Genomic DNA, 17,182 nt, shown 5'->3' with positions numbered 1-17,182 from the left:
CCCCCCCCCCCCTGCAGCACCGCACACCCAAGCCATCACCCGCTGCCAAATCGGCTGATATGGGTATCGGTAGATTTGTGCCTATGGCAATCAGCCTGTCGCGCTAGCTCCCTAAGCTGCGGGCAGCCTCGTTGGCCCGGCAGCACGGGCAATGAGGCCTGCTTGCAGGGAGCCATGATCCTTGCGCCACAAGGGAGAGCAACAATGCATCGAAAACAGTTTACCCAGCGCCTACTACTGGCGGGCCTGGTGGGATTGAGCCTGGCTAGCCAGGCCGCGCCCAAGGCGGTACTGATAGGCATGGACGGAACCCAGTACGAAAAATTGCAGGCGCTGAACTTGCCGCACATCAGCCGCTTCTATCAGACCAAGGCCTACACAGGGGGCGTGCAGGGGAGCGGTAGCGAGCAGGCTACTGTCAGCGGGCCGGGCTGGACCACCATGCTCACCGGGGTATGGGCCAACAAGCATGGTGTCACATCCAATGAATCGGGCTTGGCCAACGCCCAGTTCCCCAGTGTGTTCAAGCGCATTCGGCAAGCCAAACCAGGCGCCTACATCGCCAGCATCACCAATTGGGCCAGTATCAACCAGCGCTTCCTGACGCAGGATGTGGCTGGAAACAACTTCAACGCCAGCGGCCTGAGTGACCAGGCCGTGACGGACAAAGCCGTTGAACAGATACGAAACACAGCGGCCGATTTCATCTTCGTGGCACTGGATGATCCGGATCATGCTGGCCATGCCAGCGGCTTTGGTCCGGCCTACAACCAGGCTATACGCGACAGCGATGCCCGCCTGGGCCAGATCATGGCCGCGGTAGAGGCCAAGCGGGCAAGCACCGGTGACGATTGGCTGGTTTTGGTGACGACCGATCACGGCCGCGAGGCCACGCTGGGTTATGGCCATGGCAACCAGACGCTGTCTGAGAAGACCATCTTCATTGCCAGCAACCAGCCTTTGAATGCTGAGTTCAGCCAGCCAGTAGGCAATGTGTCCAATCAGGGCTTTAGCGGGCTGTACGGCTATGCGGCCCATACCTCGATAGCCCCCACCCTATTGCGTCACCTGGGCATAGAGCCACAGCCGCAGTGGCTGCTGGATGGCATACCGCTCAAGGGCGCACTAGGCGTACAGAAGCTGCTTCCAGCATCGACCAACCAAGCGACACTGAATTGGTACAGCACCGCTGGCGGCATGGTGGATATCCAGCGCAATGGCCAGAGCGTGGCAACCGTACCGGCAGCCCAACAGGGTTGGCTGGATAGCGCAGCCCCCATGGGGATGGCCGATTACAACCTGATCTACAACGGCACACCGGCTGCTTTGCGCCTGAATCGGCGGCAGATACAGGCCACGCTGGATTGGGATGCGACCCGCAGCTATTTCTTCCTCGATGATGGTAGCTATGTGCGATACAACCAGGTACTGGACAAGGCCGACAACGGCTACCCGGCCACCACTAGCGACACTAGCTGGCCAGGCTTGGGTAGCTACGCCAGCAAGCTGGTGTCCGGCTTCAGCAAGGATGCTGGGGTGGCCTATCTGTTCCTGAACGACGGCCGATACCTGCGCTACAACAAGATTGCCGACAAGGTCGATAGCGGCTATCCCAAGGCGATCAACGACAGCACCTGGCCCGGCCTGGGCGCCTACGCCACCCAGATTCGCGCCACCTTGCGCTGGAGCGGCAGTACCGTGTATTTCTTCCTGCGCGATGGTCGCTACCTTCGCTACAACCTGACCTTGGACAAGGTTGATGCCGGCTACCCCAAGCCGGTGACCGACGCCTTGTGGCCGGGGCTGGGCGCCTATGCAGGGCAGATCGAGTCGACCATGAAGTGGGATGATACCCGTGCTTATTTCTTCCTCAGCGGCAAGCGTTACATACGCTACAACATCACGCTTGATCGCGCCGAGAGTGGATATCCCAAGGCCGTGAACCAGTCGACCTGGCCAGGCCTGGCCGTGCAGTAGTGGCGCTTGGTACGTCATAGCTGGCCGGCGCACCATGGCAACAACGGGAGCTCAAACGCGCTCCCGTTGTTGCCATTCAAAGGGAAGCACGCTTGCGAAATGCCCACCAGCCTGCCAGCAGGGTAAAGGTCGCCACCAGTACGACCAATATCCAGAATCCACTGGGGTGATCTGCCAGCGGTACACCCCCCACATTCATGCCAAAGAAACCCGCCGTGATATTGATAGGCAGGGCTAGGACGGTGACCATGGTCAGAGTGAACAGCGTGCGATTGCTTTGCTCGCTGAGCTGTGCCGCCAATTCCTCCTGCAGGAGCTTGATGCGCTCCGCTAGCGCAATCAGATCATTCAGCACCAGCGAGAACTCCTCGGTGGATACGCGCAGTGCCTGTATGTCCTGCGCACTCACCCATACAGGTGGATGGTTGAGCAGGCGGAACAATGAGCCGGGCTCTGGAGCCATCAATCGCTGCAGGCGCACCAGCGTACGCCGCATGGCGGCAAGGTCGGCGCGGCTGTCGTGGGTGCGCAGCGCCAGTAGCCTATCCTCTATGCCATCCACCTTGGCACTGGTATCACGCACGATGCGCAGCAAGACATCCGCCTGGTCCTGCAGCAAATGCACCAGCAAAGCCAGTGGCGAGCGGAACACTTCGCCTTGCTTGACGGATGCCTTGAGCTGATCGACCGAGCGCAACGGCTTGGCCCTTGCCGTTACCAGCATGCGGCTGTTGGCGCAGGTCCACATGGTCGCCACATCGGATGAGGCCATGCCAAAGCTGAAGGCGACATCATTGATGACAGCAAGCAGGTAGCTGTCAGCCTGCTCTATGCGGGTGGAGCGGGATCCTTCCCGCAAGGATGCAAAGAAATCGTCGGGCAATCCGAGTTGTGACTGCATCCAGCGCTCGCACGCGGTGTGGGTCAGATTGAAATGCAGCCAGATGAACTCACCACTCTCACCGCCCTGGTGCAGCCATGAGAGCGCCGCCGCCGAATCGATTTCCCGCCCTGGCTCACCAGCCTTGAAGTGGAAACCGCTGACCAGGCCGACCTGATCGGAACCATAGCTGGATGGAGTAATGGACATGGTCAACAGGGTTCCATTTATAGGGTGGACAAACGCCATGCTAGCCAGCGATGCTGACAATAGTGTTGCATCCTGATGCCAAGTACCTTGCCGTCACCTCACTGTAAAAAGCCCGTAACCGTCCACCGCTAGCGTTCTGCCCTTTTGCGCTGCCACCGCCGCCGCGCAGCCACAACGATAAAAGGGAATAGCGAGATGCATCGAGCCAACCAAGCAGATAGGGCCAACCAGGCACATGACCGATCGCGACTGCACCGGCTGTGCCTGCTGGCCGGCCTGGTGGCCGCAGCCTTTGCCCCACCCGCCATTGCAGCGGGTTTTACTGCCGGCAATGTGGTGGTGTACCGCGTGGGTGATGGCAGCAGCAGTTTGGGGAGCACAGGCGCTGCGGTGTTCCTGGACGAATACACGCTAGCCGGTGCCCTGGTACAAAGCCTGCCCTTGCCCACGGCAGCCAATGGCAGCAATCAGCCCCTTAGCGCAGCAGGCAGCGCCAGTTCAGAGGGCCTGCTGAGTCGCTCCAGCAACGGTGAATGCCTGCTGCTGACGGGCTATGCCGCCGTACCAGGCACCACCGGGCTGGCGGCGACGACTTCAGCCAGCGTCCAGCGGGTTGTCGGTGTGGTCGGTAGCGACGGCAGTGTCGATACCCGGTCGGTGCTGGGCACTGGCAGCAGTGGCAGTTTCAGCGCCACCAATCCGCGTGGTGTCGCCAGCGATGATTGCAGCCGCGCCTGGATTACCGGTGGCAAGGATGGTGTGATCTACCTACCGGGCCTGGGGGCTACCCCGACCGTCGTGGCCAATGCGACCACGAATCTGCGCTCGGTGGTGATTGCCGATGGCCAGCTCTTTATCAGCACAGCCTCAGGCAGTGTGCGCATTGCCAGTGTGGGCACTGGCCTGCCCACTGCGGCGGCCAGTGCCATCACCAATCTTGCCGGTATCAGCAGCACCGCCAGCGACCCGGCCTATGTAAATGGCCCCTATGGTTTTGCGCTGCTGGATGCCGACAGCAGCACACCTGGCGTCGATACGCTGTATGTCGCAGACAACGGCGCCAACCTGGTGCGCAGGTTCAGCTTCAGCGCTGGTAGCTGGGTGGCTTCCGGCAGTGTGGCCCTGAGCGGGGTGGTGGGGCTGGCGGCAGGGGTGAACGGCAATACCGCCACCCTGCTGGCCTCCAGCGGCAGCAAGCTGTATAGCCTGAGCGACACCAACGCAGGTGGCGCCAGCGCAAGCTTCAGTACGCCCGCCGTGCTCGCCTCGGCAGCCAGCAATACAGCCTTCCGGGGCGTCGCTTTTGCGCCGGCAGCCACGACTGTCAAGCCCACCGTGCAGTTAAGCGCTTCCACTGCACAAGCCAGTGAGGCAGGCATGACTGTCATTACCCTAAGCGCCACGCTTTCCGCACCGGCCGTACTCGATCAAACCGTGTCCGTGCAGGTAGGCGGCGTTCAGATCGATGCCAGTGACTATGCACTGAGCAGCGCTGTGATAACCGTACCTGCCGGGCAATTGTCGGCAAGCGTCAGTTTCACGGTGCTGGATGACGCGGCTGAAGAAGGCGAGGAAGTGGCCACCCTGACCTTGCAGCATCCCAGCAGCGGGCTGACCCTGGGTGCAGACAAGTCTGTCAGCATCACGATTGCCGACAACGATGATACGACGGCCCCCACGGTCTCCAGCGTAGCCGTGCCTGCTGCGGCTACCTATACGGCAGGCCAGGTACTGCGTTTCACCCTGAACTGGAGCGAGCCTGTCACGATCAATGGCTCGCCCTACCTGCAGCTCGATGTGGGCGGCACGGCCCGTCAAGCCACACTGCTGGACGGTAGCATCAGCAGTACGCATCACTTTGACTATACCGTGGCAGCAGGTGACGTAGATTCTGATGGCCTGGCCTTGCTGAGCCTGAGCGGCAACGCCGCAACCTTGGTGGACGCAGCCGGCAATGCCGCCAACCTGACGCTCCAGCAGATCGGCAGCCTGGCAGGCGTCCAGGTGAACAGCAGCCTGGGCTTGCCTGTGCTGGCGCCGCCAGTTGTGCTGGATGCGACCAGTGAGAGTGCCGAAATCAGTGTCAGTAGCAGTCTGGCCGGCATGGCCTACTACGTGGTTCTGCCAGCCGGTGCAGTACCGCCATCAGCAGCCCAGGTGCTGGCTGGCCAGGATGCCACCGGCGGCAGCGCGCTGCGCGCGGGCCAGCTCGCGGTGGCCAAGGATCAGTCGGCCAAGCTGGTCATCAATGGCCTGGCAGCCGACACGGCCTACAAAGTGTATTTCGTGGTCAATAGCGGGGGGGTCAGCTCTGCCGTCGCGGCGGCTACGCTGGCCACTACGCCTACCATCACCCGCATCCATCAGATACAGGGTGCCGGTGCAGCCTCGCCACTCGCCAACCAGGTGGTGTCGGTGGAGGCCATCGTCACCGGTGTCTTCAAGGGTACTGGCAGCTTGCAGGGCTTCTACCTGCAAGAAGAAGATGCCGACACGGATGCCGACCCTCTGAGTTCCGAAGGCCTGTTTGTCTACACCGGTGCATCGATGCCGGCATTGAGCAAGGGGGACAAGGTCAGGGTGACGGGCAAGGTGGTCGAGTTCAACGGCCTGACTGAGCTGACCAACACGCCTGCGCTGGTGATTTCCGTGTTGGCCCAAGGCCAGGCGCTACCCAAGGCCACCAGCTTGACGCTACCTGTCGCCAATCTCGCCGATTGGGAGCGCTATGAAGGCATGCGGCTGCAGTTCAGCCAGACACTGACCGTCAGCAATAACTTCGAGCTGGGGCAGTATGGCAAGGTCACCCTGTCTAGCGGTGGCCGTCTGCTGCAACCCACAAACGTGCTTGACCCCAACGACGCAGACCCCTCGGGCACCAGCAGCAGTGGCAACAGCAACAAGGCCGCCATCGAGGCCATGGCGAATGCCAATATGCGCCGCGCCATCGTGCTCGATGATGGCTTCAGCAAGCAGTACCCTGACCCGGTACCGTATGTCGAGGCCAGCAGCAGCAGCCTGCGACTGGGCAGTACCGTGAGCCAGCTCAGCGGGGTGCTGCACTACGGCAACAATGTCTATGCCTTACAGCCCAGTGATGGTGCCCCGGCCTTCAACTATGCCGCCCGCCCGGCCGCGCCTGACCTGGCGGGTGCAGACCTGCGGGTAGCGGCAACCAATGTGCTGAACTACTTCACCACGCTGACCGCCACCAACAAGAATGCCCGAGGTGCCGACAGCGCAGCCGAGTTCACCCGTCAGAATGCCAAGATCGTGGCCGAACTGCAGGGTATCAATGCTGACGTACTGGGCCTGATGGAACTGGAGAACATCGACCAGGGCGCGCAGGATGTGCTGCTGGGCAAGTTGAACGCCGCCGTAGGCGCTGGCAGCTATGCCAGGCTTGAGGACGGCATTGCTGCTTATCCGGCCAGCGATGCCATCAAGGTAGGCATGTTCTACAAGCCCGCCGTAGTCCAGCCCGACGGCAAGCCCAGCCTTCTGGCGGATGCCATGTTCGAGCGGCCGTCACTCGCCCAGGTGTTTGTGCACAAGGCCAGTGGCAAGCGCTTCATGGCGGTGATGAATCACCTCAAATCCAAGAGCTGTGGCAGCGCCAAGGGCCTGGATGCCGACCAGGGCGATGGTCAGGGCTGCTATACCGAAAAGCGTCGTGAGCAAGCCAAACGGCTGGCTGCCTGGCTGGTGACGCTGCGGCAGCAAAGTGGCCTGGACGAGGTCATTCTGCTAGGGGATTTCAATGCCTACGCCGAGGAAGACCCCATCGACATACTGCGTGCTGCGGGCTACCAGTTGCAGCATGCGGCGACCGAGTCCTACCAGTTCGGCGGACTGACGGGATCACTGGATCATGCGCTGGCGACACCCGCCCTGGCCAGCAAGATAGTGGGGGTAGCGCACTGGAATGTGAATGCCGATGAGCCTGTCTTCCTGGACTACAACCTCGAGGACAAATCGCCGGCACAACAAGCCGGGCTGTACCAGCCGAATGCTTACCGCTCCTCCGATCATGATCCCGTTATTGTCGGCCTCAAACTGGGCACGGATGTCGCGCCGCCAACACCCAGCAATCCCTTCAATGGCGGTGTTACCGAGCAACCCAACCCTACCAGCCTGCTGGGGGTTACTGGCACCCCAGCGACGGCCGATACCCTGGACAATGCAGGCGCACTGGCCGGACAGGTCGGGATAGCCGACAACGGCAGCCTTGTGGTGCTCTCGCCTCCCAAGGGCCCTGTCGTGTTCAGCCGCAGCGCACCCGACAACATCGTGCTTTCCTTGCCGGCCAAGGCCCCCGTCGCACTTAGTGTAGCCGGTGGCCTGGTCACCCTCGAAACCAACCCGGAATCCGACAGCAGCAAGCGAGACACCTTGCTGGCGACAGCCAGTTTTCCGCGTGACGATGGCTCCGTGCAGCAAGGCGTGCGGCTCTTGCTGGGCCAAGCCTATGCGACCACTGGGTCTATGGGCGCCCTGCTGGGTGGCATGAGCCTGTCCGCCGATGGTGCCGGCCCCCTGCTTACCGTGCAAGCCGGCAGCAGCACTGCAAAGGCAGGCATGCAGCGCAGCGCCGACGGCCAGGCCGCAGTGTCGGCAGAGCACGGCGAGATCAGGCTGAACATGCCTGCATCCGCCAGGACTGCCAGCCTGGATCGGAGCACCAGCACACGCTTGACCATGACGCTGCAAGCGGGTGAAGTGGCGCGTTTTGATGCCCTTGGCAAGCTGACCGGTATCTACCTGGGATCGGTCAGCGGCAGTGCCGGCAAGGTGGGCGATACGTTTGTCCTGCAACGTCCTGCCGGGGTGACAGACTACCCCTGGCAGCTACCTCGGCTGAAGGGCAGCAATCTTCCTGCTCGCACGGGCAGCCTGGTAGATGGCCTGAGCAAGGCACTGGGCGCCAGCATCGTGCAGCGCGCTGACGGGGTGGTGGAGGTCAATGCCGGTACGGAACGCTACCGGGCATTTTTCGCTGATCGCTTCGAGATAGTCCATGGTGCCAGCGACGCTTTCGCAGTTCAGGACGACGGCGGCTATCTGCTCACGGTGGCAGGTGTACGTTACCGCATTTACCCTGCACTGGATGATGTGCCAGGTTTGCTGGCAACCCTGCCCGGAGCCAGCCTGACCGTAGGCCAGACAGGGCTATTGCGTATCTACCACCAGGGCATGAGCTACATGGCCCAACCTGCCCTGACGCTGACTGCCGCCACGCCAGCAGGCGCACCAGCCATTGCCATGGAGAACGGGGGGTTTCAGCTGCTATCGGCCAGCGGTCAGCGCCAGCAGCTGCTGCCCACCTGGTTTGATCGGGCTGAGCTGGCAGCGGCAGCTCGCAAGCTGGGTTGGCAATTGATGCTGTTCGGCGAGACCACTACCCTGCTTGACCCCAGCGGTAAGCGTTGGCAAGCCCGGCCAGATTACGGCTTTGGCTACACCTACCCGGTGCAGGCGACTGATCTGGGGCATGGCTTTCTCCTGAGCCCCCAGCATCAGCTGTTGTTCCGCTTCAGCAATCCCAATTATCTACCTGCCTATCAGCGCTTCGAAATACTGCCCTGAGAAGCAACTTGGATAGCCAGAAAGCACCGGTTTAACCGGTGCTTTCTTGTTTTCCGGCGGTAGGGGTTGCTGCCAACCTCGCACAGTCATCTAGACGTCACGATGACGTAATGCAGACCTCGTAAAGTGCCACGGCTGGTCGACTAACGACCTGCCTTTCCACCCACGAGGAGTTTCCATGCAGGTTCGCCACATTCTGAAGCCGCTTGCCACGCTCGTCGCCTTGCTGGCAGGCGTTGCGCACGCCAATACCACCCTGACTGTCTATACCGCGCTGGAAGCAGACCAGCTCAAAGCCTACCAGGCGCAGTTCGAAGCAGAGAACCCCGATGTCAAAATCAAGTGGGTTCGAGATTCCACCGGCATCATCACCGCCAAGCTGCTGGCCGAAAAAGCGGCCCCACAGGCAGATGTCGTGATGGGCGTGGCGGCCAGTTCCCTGCTGGTACTGGCTCAGGAAGGCATGCTGCAGCCGTATGCGCCCAAGGGCGTGGAAAAGCTCAGCAAGCAATATGTGGATACCGCCAAGGTACCAAGCTGGGTAGGCATGGATGTCTGGGGAGCCACCCTGTGCTTCAACACCGTCGAAGCCGCCAAGCAGGGCATCAAGAAGCCTGAGTCATGGCGTGATCTGCTCAAGCCGGAATACAAGGGCAAGATCGTGATGCCGAATCCAGCCTCCAGCGGCACCGGTTACTTTGATGTCACGGCATGGCTGACCCTGTTTGGCGAGAAGGAAGGCTGGGCCTATATGGACAAGCTGCACGACAACATCGCGCAGTACACCCATTCAGGTTCCAAGCCATGCAAGCAGGCTGCTGCTGGCGAGTTTCCCATCGGTATCTCCTTTGAGTACCGCGCCGCCAAGCTCAAGGAAGGCGGCGCACCGCTTGATCTGGTCTTTCCCAAGGAAGGCCTGGGATGGGATGTGGAAGCGACTGCCATCATGAAGGGGGCCAAGAATCTCGAAGCGGCCCGCAAGCTGGCCGATTGGTCCGCCTCACGCTCGGCCAATGAGCTGTACGAAAAGAACTTCGCTATCGTCGCCTATCCCGGTGTCGCCAAGCCGAATGGCTTTATCCCGGCCAACTATGAGCAACTGCTGGTCAAACAGGATCTGTCCTGGTCTGCCAAGCATCGCGATCGCATCCTCGCTGAATGGACGCGCCGCTACGACGGCAAGTCTGAACCCAAGAAGTAAAGCCGTCTGGCGTGCCATAAGCCAGCAAGCTGGCGCATGGCACGCCGCTATCCCTACCCATCTGCAGCTCACGCCATGTCATTGACCATACCCACCATCGCCTCCCTGTTTGCCAGCCACGGTAGCCAACTCTATGGCGGTGAGGCCATCAGCCAGGCAGAGCATGCATGCCAGGCGGCCTGGCTGGCTGAACAGGCCGGCGAGGACGATGCGCTGATCGCGGCCTGCCTGCTGCATGACCTGGGCCACCTGCTGTTTGAGCAGGGAGAGCAAGACCTGGCGCAAGGCAAGGACGATCTGCACCAGTACAGGCTGCTGCCTTTTCTGCGCCATTGGCTGCCCGACGAGGTCGTGGTGCCCATCGGATTGCATGTGGATGCCAAGCGCTACCTCTGTGCTACCGAGCCCGGCTACCAGGACCGACTGTCCGAAGCATCCAGCCTGAGCCTGGCCTTGCAGGGAGGCGCCATGGATGTGGGGGCGGCCGCACGCTTTGCCGCGCAGCCCCATGCAGGGCGCGCCATTGCGCTACGACGTTATGACGATGCGGCCAAGCGAGTGGGCTGGGTCGTTCCGGATATTGATTATTTCCTGCCACGCCTCGCGGCGCTGGCGAGTGAGTAGGCCATGAAACGCCAGGAGTTTCCTACACCAGCCGAGCAAGGGCACCCGTCTGCCGACTGCTTGCGCTTTACTGGTATTCACAAGCGCTTCGGCAGCTTTAAAGCGCTGGATGGCATAGACCTCAGCATACGCAAGGGAGAATTCCTGTGCCTTCTTGGCCCGTCAGGCTGTGGCAAGACCACCCTGCTGCGCATTCTGGCCGGGCTCGAGACCCAGGATGCCGGCAGCCTCCACATGGCCGGGCGCGACATCAGCCGCCTGCCCCCTGCAGCAAGGGACTACGGCATCGTCTTCCAGTCCTATGCGCTATTTCCCAACCTGACCGTCGCCGGCAACATTGCCTACGGCCTGCGTACAAGCAGGCAGGCGCAAAGTCGCCGTGTCGCCGAGCTGCTGGATCTGGTGGGCTTGCCCGGTTCCGAGTCCAGGTTCCCATCGCAGCTATCCGGCGGGCAGCAGCAGCGCGTGGCATTGGCCCGTGCACTGGCTACCTCACCTAGCCTGCTGCTGCTGGATGAACCGCTCTCGGCGCTGGATGCCCAGGTGCGGGAGCACCTGCGTGCAGAACTGCGCCTGCTGCAGCAAAAACTGGGGGTGACCACCATCATGGTGACCCATGACCAGGAAGAGGCACTTGCCCTGGCGGATACGATTGCGGTCATGCGCCACGGTCGCATTGAGCAGGTAGGTAGCCCCGAGCAGATCTATCGGCAACCCGCCAACCGCTTTGTGGCCGAATTTGTCGGCCATGCCAACTGGCTGCCCGTGCATTGTGACGATATGGGTACGCTAAGGCTGGCTGGCGTACCGCTTGCCAGCAGCTTGGCATTGCCGACAGGCATGGCGCCGGCAGAGGCTACGCTGTTTTGCAGACCAGAGGATGTGCGGGTCGAACCGCACTGGCAACCAGCTACCAACACCCTGATGGCGGTAGTGGAGCGGGTGGATTTCCTCGGTGGCCTGCGCCGGGCCAGCCTGTCGCTTTGCGCAGCGCGCGAGATCGTGCTGGTGGCGGATGTAAGCCCAAACGATGCCGGATTCAGTGCGCTTGTGCCGGGGCAGCGAGTACCCGTCACGCTTCCCGCCGACCGCCTGCGGCTATTCCAGGGGCCGGTTCTATGATGGCCTGGGCTTGGCAACGATTCCACCCTGTGGGGCTGAACATAAGGCGTAGCGCGGATGAGCAACTGGCTGTCGCGCTGGTATGGCTGCTGGCTGCCCTGCTGCTGGTCTTCCTGGCCTGGCCACTGGCCAGCATCCTGATCAAGGCAGTAGAGGCACGTGACGGCAGCTTTGTTGGCCTGGATAACCTGCTAGCCTTGCTGACCGAACCCCGCCTGCTTGAGGCCTCCTGGAACAGCATACGCCTGGCCCTCATGACGCTGGCCCTGGTTCTGCCCATGGCCTTGGCGTTCGCGTTTGCCTTGACCCGCTCGCGCCTATGGGAGCGCCCGGTGTTTCGCCTGATCGCGCTGGCCCCCCTGCTGGCACCGTCCCTGATGCCTGCCATCTCGCTGGTCTACCTGTTTGGCAACCAGGGCGTGCTTAAGGACTGGCTGGGAGACAGCAGCATCTACGGCCCCTTGGGCATCGTCCTGGGCGAGGTGTTTTACACCTTTCCCCATGCACTACTGATACTGGCGACGGCACTATCGGTGGCGGATGCCCGGCTGTACGAAGCGGCCGAGGTGTTAGGTGCCAGCAAGCTACGACGTTTTATGACGGTCACCTTGCCGAATGCTCGCTATGGTCTTCTATCGGCCGGCATGGTGGTATTCACCTTGGTGGTAACGGATTTTGGCGTGCCCAAGGTGATCGGCGGGCAGACCAATGTGCTGGCACTGGAAGCTTACAAGCAGGTCATCGGGCAGCAGAACTTCGGCAAGGGGGCCGTGATCGGCCTGTTGCTGCTCCTGCCGGCTGTCCTCAGCTTTTCGGTGGAGCGCTGGCTGGCGCGCAGCCATGGTGCCGCCATGAGTGGCCGCTCAGTCAGTTACCAGCCAGGTCGCAATCATGTGCGTGATGTACTGCTAGGCGTGTGCTGTAGCGGAATATGCCTGTTTCTCCTGGCCATGCTGGGGGTGGCAATCGCTGCGGCCTTCATGAAGCTTTGGCCCTATGACCTCAGCTTTACGCTTGATCATTTCGACTTTGATCAGGTCGATGGCGGTGGCTGGCTGGCGTTTTACAACAGCCTGAAGCTGGCCGCATTGACTACCCTGGTCGGCACCGCCGTGGTGTTTTTCACCGCCTACCTGATTAGCAAAACCCCGGCACCCCGTTTGCCCGCCAACCTGATACGTAGCCTGGTGTTGCTGCCGATGGCAGTGCCGGGCCTGGTCCTGGGGCTGGGTTACATCTTCTGCTTCAATGACCCCGCCCATCCTCTGCACGGACTCTACGGCAGCATGACCATTCTGGTGGCGGCCACGGTGGCGCACTTCTACACCACCGCCCACCTCACCGTTGCGACGTCATTGCGGCAGATTGATGCGGAGATCGAGGCTGTGGCGCGCAGCCTGCGTCGCCCCTGGTGGACTGCCTGCCTGAGGGTCACGCTGCCTATCAGCCTGCCTGCCTTGCTCGATGTCGCGCGCTATCTGTTTGTCTCCAGCATGACTACCGTCAGTTGCGTCATCTTTCTCTACACCCCCGATACCGTGCTGGCCTCGGTGGCGGTGCTGAACATGGATGACGCAGGAGATACCGCCCCTGCCGCCGCGATGGCCAGCCTGATTGTGGCCAGCTCCCTGTTGGCCACGCTGCTGATCAATCTTCTGGGCTGGTGGTTGAACCGCCATGCCCAGGCTTGGCGGACAGCCTGATTATCTATTTACTTCCTGACTGGATTTGACTCTATGCGTGATCCCCTATTGCTCACCCCAGGCCCCCTGACCACCACGCTGGCAACCAAGATGGCCATGCTGAACGATTGGGGCTCCTGGGACAGCAGTTTCAATGCCCTGACCGCTAGCGTATGCCAACGGCTGGTTGACCTGGTTGATGGCGGTGAGGACTTTGTATGCGTGCCCTTGCAGGGCTCGGGCACCTTTGCGGTGGAGGCTGCGATCGGCACCTTGCTACCCCGGGACGGCAAGCTGCTGGTGTTGGTCAATGGCGCATACGGAAAACGTATGGCGCGGCTGACTGAGGTCATGGGGCGTGCGGTCTCGATACTGGACTTCGGCGAAACCTCACCGGTCGACCCGGTGCGGGTAGCCGCTCGCCTGGCCGCCGACCCACAGATTACCCATGTGGGTGTTATCCACTGTGAAACCAGCACCGGCATACTCAACCCGCTGGAGGCCATTGCCGAGGTTGTCGCCTTGGCAGGCAGGCGCCTGATCATTGATGCCATGAGTGCGCTGGGCGCCCTGCCCTTGTCTGCGCGCGAGACGGCATTTGATGCGGTGATAGCCAGTAGCAATAAATGCCTGGAGGGGGTGCCGGGCATGGGCTTTGTACTGGTGCGCCAGCGCAGCCTTGCCTTGGCGCAGGGCAACGCCCACTCATTGTCACTGGACCTGCACGACCAGTGGCGCTATCTGCAACAGACGGGTCAGTGGCGCTACACGCCACCCACACATGTCGTGGCAGCCCTGGCCTCAGCACTGGATCAATACCAGGCCGAAGGCGGGCGGCCGGCACGCTTTGCACGCTACAGCAGCAACTGTGCGGCTTTGATCGAAGGCCTGCATGGCCTCGGCTTACGTCCATTTCTCCCTGCTGCCATACAGGCCCCCATTATCGTTACCGTACAGGCACCCGAGCATGCCAATTGGCAATTCGGCGAGTTCTATCAACGCGTCAAAGCCCAGGGGGTGGTGCTCTACCCAGGCAAGCTGACGGAGCTGGAGACCTTCCGCGTGGGCTGCATAGGCGCCATAGGCAAGGCCGAGATACAGATGGCGGTCGATGCCATTGCCCGCGCCCTGACCGAAATGCGCATACGCGCCTGATTCCTTATCCCTATGGAAAACATCATGCTGCAAACGCCCTACCGCCACAGCCGCCACTATCACGGCCCGGTGCAAGCCGTTGTGTTTGACTGGGCAGGTACCCTGGTCGACTTTGGCTCTTTTGCGCCTACTCAGGTGCTGATTGATGCCTTCAAAGGCTTCGGCATAGACATCACGCTGGCTGAGGCCCGCATTCCCATGGGCCTGGCCAAGTGGGACCACATAGCAGCGCTGGGACAACTGCCGTCAGTCGATGCCCGTTGGCGTGCCCGATTTGGCCATAGCATGCGCCGCGAGGACGTTGATGGTCTCTATGCGGCCTTTATGCCCTTGCAGGTAGAGCGCGTCGCGCATTACTCCACGGTCATACCTGGCGCGCTACCCGTATTGGCCAGCCTGCGTGAACGAGGCATCAAGATAGGCTCCTGCTCGGGCTACCCGCGCGTAGTGATGGACAAGCTATTGCCACATGCAGCTGCGCAGGGGCTGGAAGTGGATCATGCGGTCGCCACCGATGATCTGAAACCAGGGGGCAGGCCCGGCCCCTGGATGGCACTGGCGAATGTGATCGAGCTGGGCGTGAGCGAACTGGCCAGTTGCATCAAGGTGGATGACACGGTGCCAGGCATAGAGGAAGGTTTGGCTGCCGGCATGTGGACCGTGGGCCTATCGCTTTCTGGTAATGAGGTTGGGCTGAGCCTGGACGAAGTCCAGGCCCTGCCTGCTGCCGAGGTGGAAACCCGTCGCCGCCGCGCCGCCAACAAACTGGCTCAGGTGGGAGCGCACTACGTGATAGACAGTATTGCCGACTTGCCGGCCGTGGTGGCCGCGATTGCGCTGCGACTGGCGCGTGGCGAACGCCCATGAGCCGCCCCCGCTTGGCTGTGGTGGGGGCCGGCGTGGTGGGCTTGGCCCATGCCTGGGCCGGTGCACGCCTGGGCTATGACGTCACGGTGTTCGAACGTGATGCTTTCGCCTCTGGCGCCTCCGTGCGCAACTTCGGGCTGGGCCTGCTGCTGGGGCAACCCCAGGGTGACCTCTATGAGCTGGCCCGGCATAGCCGCAACCTGTGGCTGGAGCTATTGCCTGCAATGGGCTGCTGGTACAAGGCCCAGGGTAGCCTGGTAGTGGCTCGCAACGCAGCCGAATGGGCGGTGCTAGAGGCATTCCAGGCGGAGCTGGGTCAGCAGTATGGGACCCGGCTGCTGAATGCTGCGGCGCTCAGCACACATCACGCCTTAGGCCTGGGCGCACTGCAGAGCGGCAGCGAGATCGCCTTCGAATCGCGCCAGGTCGTTCCAGCGCTGGCAGGCTGGCTGGCCCAGGTGCATGGCGTGCGTTTCCACTACGGCACCCAGATCAACGCAGTTGAATTACCGGTGCTACACACCAGCCAAGGCCGCCATCATGCAGATAGAGTGATTGTCTGTACCGGGCACGATTTCCAGACACTGTATCCCGCACATTTTTCGGCACTGGATTTGGCGCGCTGCGGGTTGCAGATGCTGCGGGTAGCCAACCCTGGTATTGCGCTAGGCCCCGCACTGATGACAGGCTTGTCCACCCTGCATTACGGGGCTTTCACCCAGAGTGCGGCCTTGGCCGAACCGCTTGCCAGGCTGCATGAACAGCTTGCTTGCGAGCAGCCAGAACTGCTTGAGCATGGCATACACCTGATCATCCAGCAGGTGGGCCTGGACGGCGATCTGATCATCGGCGACTCTCACCACTATGGCTCGGACATCACGCCCTTCAGCTCTGCTGAAGTAGATAGGCTGTTGCTGGATCTGGCGGAAAATCTGCTGGAACGGCGCTTGCAAGTACGGGCGAGGTGGCAAGGCGTCTATGCCAAAGGACCACGCCCCTATGAAATCATGCAGCCCGAAACAGGTGTGCAACTGGTCACGATCACGGCTGGCGTGGGTATGAGTATCGCCCTGGCGCTGGCAGAACGGGTACTCTCTTCATAATATGGCCCAAGCAACCCCCTCCTCCGCAACACCCCCGACCCCCTTGGTACGCCGCGCCGGTACCGCTATCTGGCGGCAGATAGAAGAAGCCCTGGCCAGCGACATTCTGTCGGGTGTACGCAAGGGCCGTTTACCCAACGAAACCGAACTGGCTGAACAGTTTGGCGTAAACCGCCATACGGTGCGCCAGGCGGCAAAGGCCCTGGCAGAACGTGGCCTGGTCGAAGTAGTACATGGTCGTGGCACGTTCGTGCGTGAGAACCTGATTGACTATGAGCTGGGTCGCCGAACCCGTTTAGCCCACAGCCTGGACAAAGCCCGTCGCGTGGGCGTCAGCCGCGTGCAAGGCCATCGCGAACTGATTCCCAGCCCTGATGTACTGGAGCTGCTGGCCTTGCCGCCGGGAAGCAGTGTGATCCAGATCGATACGTTGGACGTGGTAGATGAGCGAGTCGTGGGCGTATGTACCCAGTATTTCCCCCTCCCACGCTTTGCCGGCTTTGCCCAGGTATATCAGACCCTGGGAAAAACCCACCTGGCCCTGGCGCATTTCGGCGTGGCGGAGTTCCAGCGCAAGCTGAGTCGTGCAAGCGCCAGGCTGCCCGAGCGTGAAGTGGCGTTGCAGCTGGACCAACCAGCCGCACAACCCATACTTTACGTCGAGACCATCTATGTCGATGCCGCTGGCAGCCCTATCGAATACGGCATCTCTCGCTTCAACAGCACGGCTGTGCAGCTGGTGATCGAACCCTGAGAGCCTGTTGAAAGCAAGGTC

Annotated in this window: 11 protein-coding genes; 10 read left to right on the top strand and 1 reads right to left on the bottom strand. The window is 61.6% G+C overall.

Translation table 11 applies throughout. From position 1 onward, the window contains the following. Positions 1-204 precede the first annotated feature (204 nt). On the top strand, positions 205-1,977 hold the full coding sequence (locus tag QWZ03_RS10250; protein WP_290332619.1) for a hemopexin repeat-containing protein: 1,773 nt from the start codon (positions 205-207) through the stop codon (positions 1,975-1,977). 76 nt (positions 1,978-2,053) lie between these two features. On the opposite strand, the gene QWZ03_RS10245 is transcribed toward QWZ03_RS10250, so the two are convergent. Then, on the bottom strand, positions 2,054-3,067 hold the full coding sequence (locus tag QWZ03_RS10245) for a transporter (protein ID WP_290332618.1): 1,014 nt from the start codon (positions 3,065-3,067) through the stop codon (positions 2,054-2,056). A gap of 195 nt (positions 3,068-3,262) precedes the next feature. Between QWZ03_RS10245 and QWZ03_RS10240 the strand changes: the two genes are divergently transcribed. From QWZ03_RS10240 to phnF, 9 genes are all read left to right on the top strand, one after another. Continuing rightward, positions 3,263-8,653 carry an ExeM/NucH family extracellular endonuclease gene (locus QWZ03_RS10240; RefSeq protein WP_290332617.1) on the top strand — a complete coding sequence of 1,797 codons (5,391 nt, stop codon included), beginning with the start codon at positions 3,263-3,265 and terminating at the stop codon, positions 8,651-8,653. A gap of 178 nt (positions 8,654-8,831) precedes the next feature. Continuing rightward, positions 8,832-9,854: a putative 2-aminoethylphosphonate ABC transporter substrate-binding protein gene (locus QWZ03_RS10235; protein ID WP_284196603.1), complete on the top strand. Its 1,023-nt coding sequence runs from the start codon at positions 8,832-8,834 to the stop codon at positions 9,852-9,854. A 75-nt stretch (positions 9,855-9,929) separates the two neighbouring features. Beyond that, positions 9,930-10,478: a phosphonate degradation HD-domain oxygenase gene (locus QWZ03_RS10230; RefSeq protein ID WP_290332616.1), complete on the top strand. Its 549-nt coding sequence runs from the start codon at positions 9,930-9,932 to the stop codon at positions 10,476-10,478. 3 nt (positions 10,479-10,481) lie between these two features. After that, positions 10,482-11,600 carry a putative 2-aminoethylphosphonate ABC transporter ATP-binding protein gene (locus tag QWZ03_RS10225; RefSeq protein ID WP_290332615.1) on the top strand — a complete coding sequence of 373 codons (1,119 nt, stop codon included), beginning with the start codon at positions 10,482-10,484 and terminating at the stop codon, positions 11,598-11,600. Next, positions 11,597-13,303: a putative 2-aminoethylphosphonate ABC transporter permease subunit gene (locus QWZ03_RS10220; RefSeq protein WP_290332614.1), complete on the top strand. Its 1,707-nt coding sequence runs from the start codon at positions 11,597-11,599 to the stop codon at positions 13,301-13,303. Before QWZ03_RS10225 ends, QWZ03_RS10220 begins: the two co-directional genes overlap by 4 nt. A gap of 33 nt (positions 13,304-13,336) precedes the next feature. Continuing rightward, complete coding sequence (locus tag QWZ03_RS10215) at positions 13,337-14,437, top strand: 2-aminoethylphosphonate--pyruvate transaminase (RefSeq protein ID WP_290332613.1); 1,101 nt, start codon at positions 13,337-13,339, stop codon at positions 14,435-14,437. A 24-nt stretch (positions 14,438-14,461) separates the two neighbouring features. Then, positions 14,462-15,304 (top strand): phosphonoacetaldehyde hydrolase, encoded by an 843-nt coding sequence (gene phnX / locus QWZ03_RS10210; RefSeq protein WP_290332612.1) that lies wholly within the window; start codon positions 14,462-14,464, stop codon positions 15,302-15,304. Further along, entirely contained in the window at positions 15,301-16,407 is a 1,107-nt protein-coding gene (locus QWZ03_RS10205; protein WP_290332611.1) for a TIGR03364 family FAD-dependent oxidoreductase, read from the top strand. Before phnX ends, QWZ03_RS10205 begins: the two co-directional genes overlap by 4 nt. A gap of 1 nt (position 16,408) precedes the next feature. Continuing rightward, positions 16,409-17,161 (top strand): phosphonate metabolism transcriptional regulator PhnF, encoded by a 753-nt coding sequence (phnF, locus tag QWZ03_RS10200; protein WP_290332610.1) that lies wholly within the window; start codon positions 16,409-16,411, stop codon positions 17,159-17,161. The last annotated feature ends 21 nt before the right edge of the window (positions 17,162-17,182 follow it).

This window comes from Chitinimonas viridis (assembly GCF_030409555.1).
Classification (GTDB): Bacteria; Pseudomonadota; Gammaproteobacteria; order Burkholderiales; family Chitinimonadaceae; genus Chitinimonas; species Chitinimonas viridis.
This window is presented reverse-complemented; position numbering and strand designations above follow the sequence as displayed.

Coding starts and splice junctions, on each gene's coding strand:
- QWZ03_RS10250 (WP_290332619.1), top strand. CDS start 205: ATGCATCGAAAACAGTTTACCCAGCGCCTACTACTGGCGGGCCTGGTG.
- QWZ03_RS10245 (WP_290332618.1), bottom strand. CDS start 3,067: ATGTCCATTACTCCATCCAGCTATGGTTCCGATCAGGTCGGCCTGGTC.
- QWZ03_RS10240 (WP_290332617.1), top strand. CDS start 3,263: ATGCATCGAGCCAACCAAGCAGATAGGGCCAACCAGGCACATGACCGA.
- QWZ03_RS10235 (WP_284196603.1), top strand. CDS start 8,832: ATGCAGGTTCGCCACATTCTGAAGCCGCTTGCCACGCTCGTCGCCTTG.
- QWZ03_RS10230 (WP_290332616.1), top strand. CDS start 9,930: ATGTCATTGACCATACCCACCATCGCCTCCCTGTTTGCCAGCCACGGT.
- QWZ03_RS10225 (WP_290332615.1), top strand. CDS start 10,482: ATGAAACGCCAGGAGTTTCCTACACCAGCCGAGCAAGGGCACCCGTCT.
- QWZ03_RS10220 (WP_290332614.1), top strand. CDS start 11,597: ATGATGGCCTGGGCTTGGCAACGATTCCACCCTGTGGGGCTGAACATA.
- QWZ03_RS10215 (WP_290332613.1), top strand. CDS start 13,337: ATGCGTGATCCCCTATTGCTCACCCCAGGCCCCCTGACCACCACGCTG.
- phnX (WP_290332612.1), top strand. CDS start 14,462: ATGCTGCAAACGCCCTACCGCCACAGCCGCCACTATCACGGCCCGGTG.
- QWZ03_RS10205 (WP_290332611.1), top strand. CDS start 15,301: ATGAGCCGCCCCCGCTTGGCTGTGGTGGGGGCCGGCGTGGTGGGCTTG.
- phnF (WP_290332610.1), top strand. CDS start 16,409: ATGGCCCAAGCAACCCCCTCCTCCGCAACACCCCCGACCCCCTTGGTA.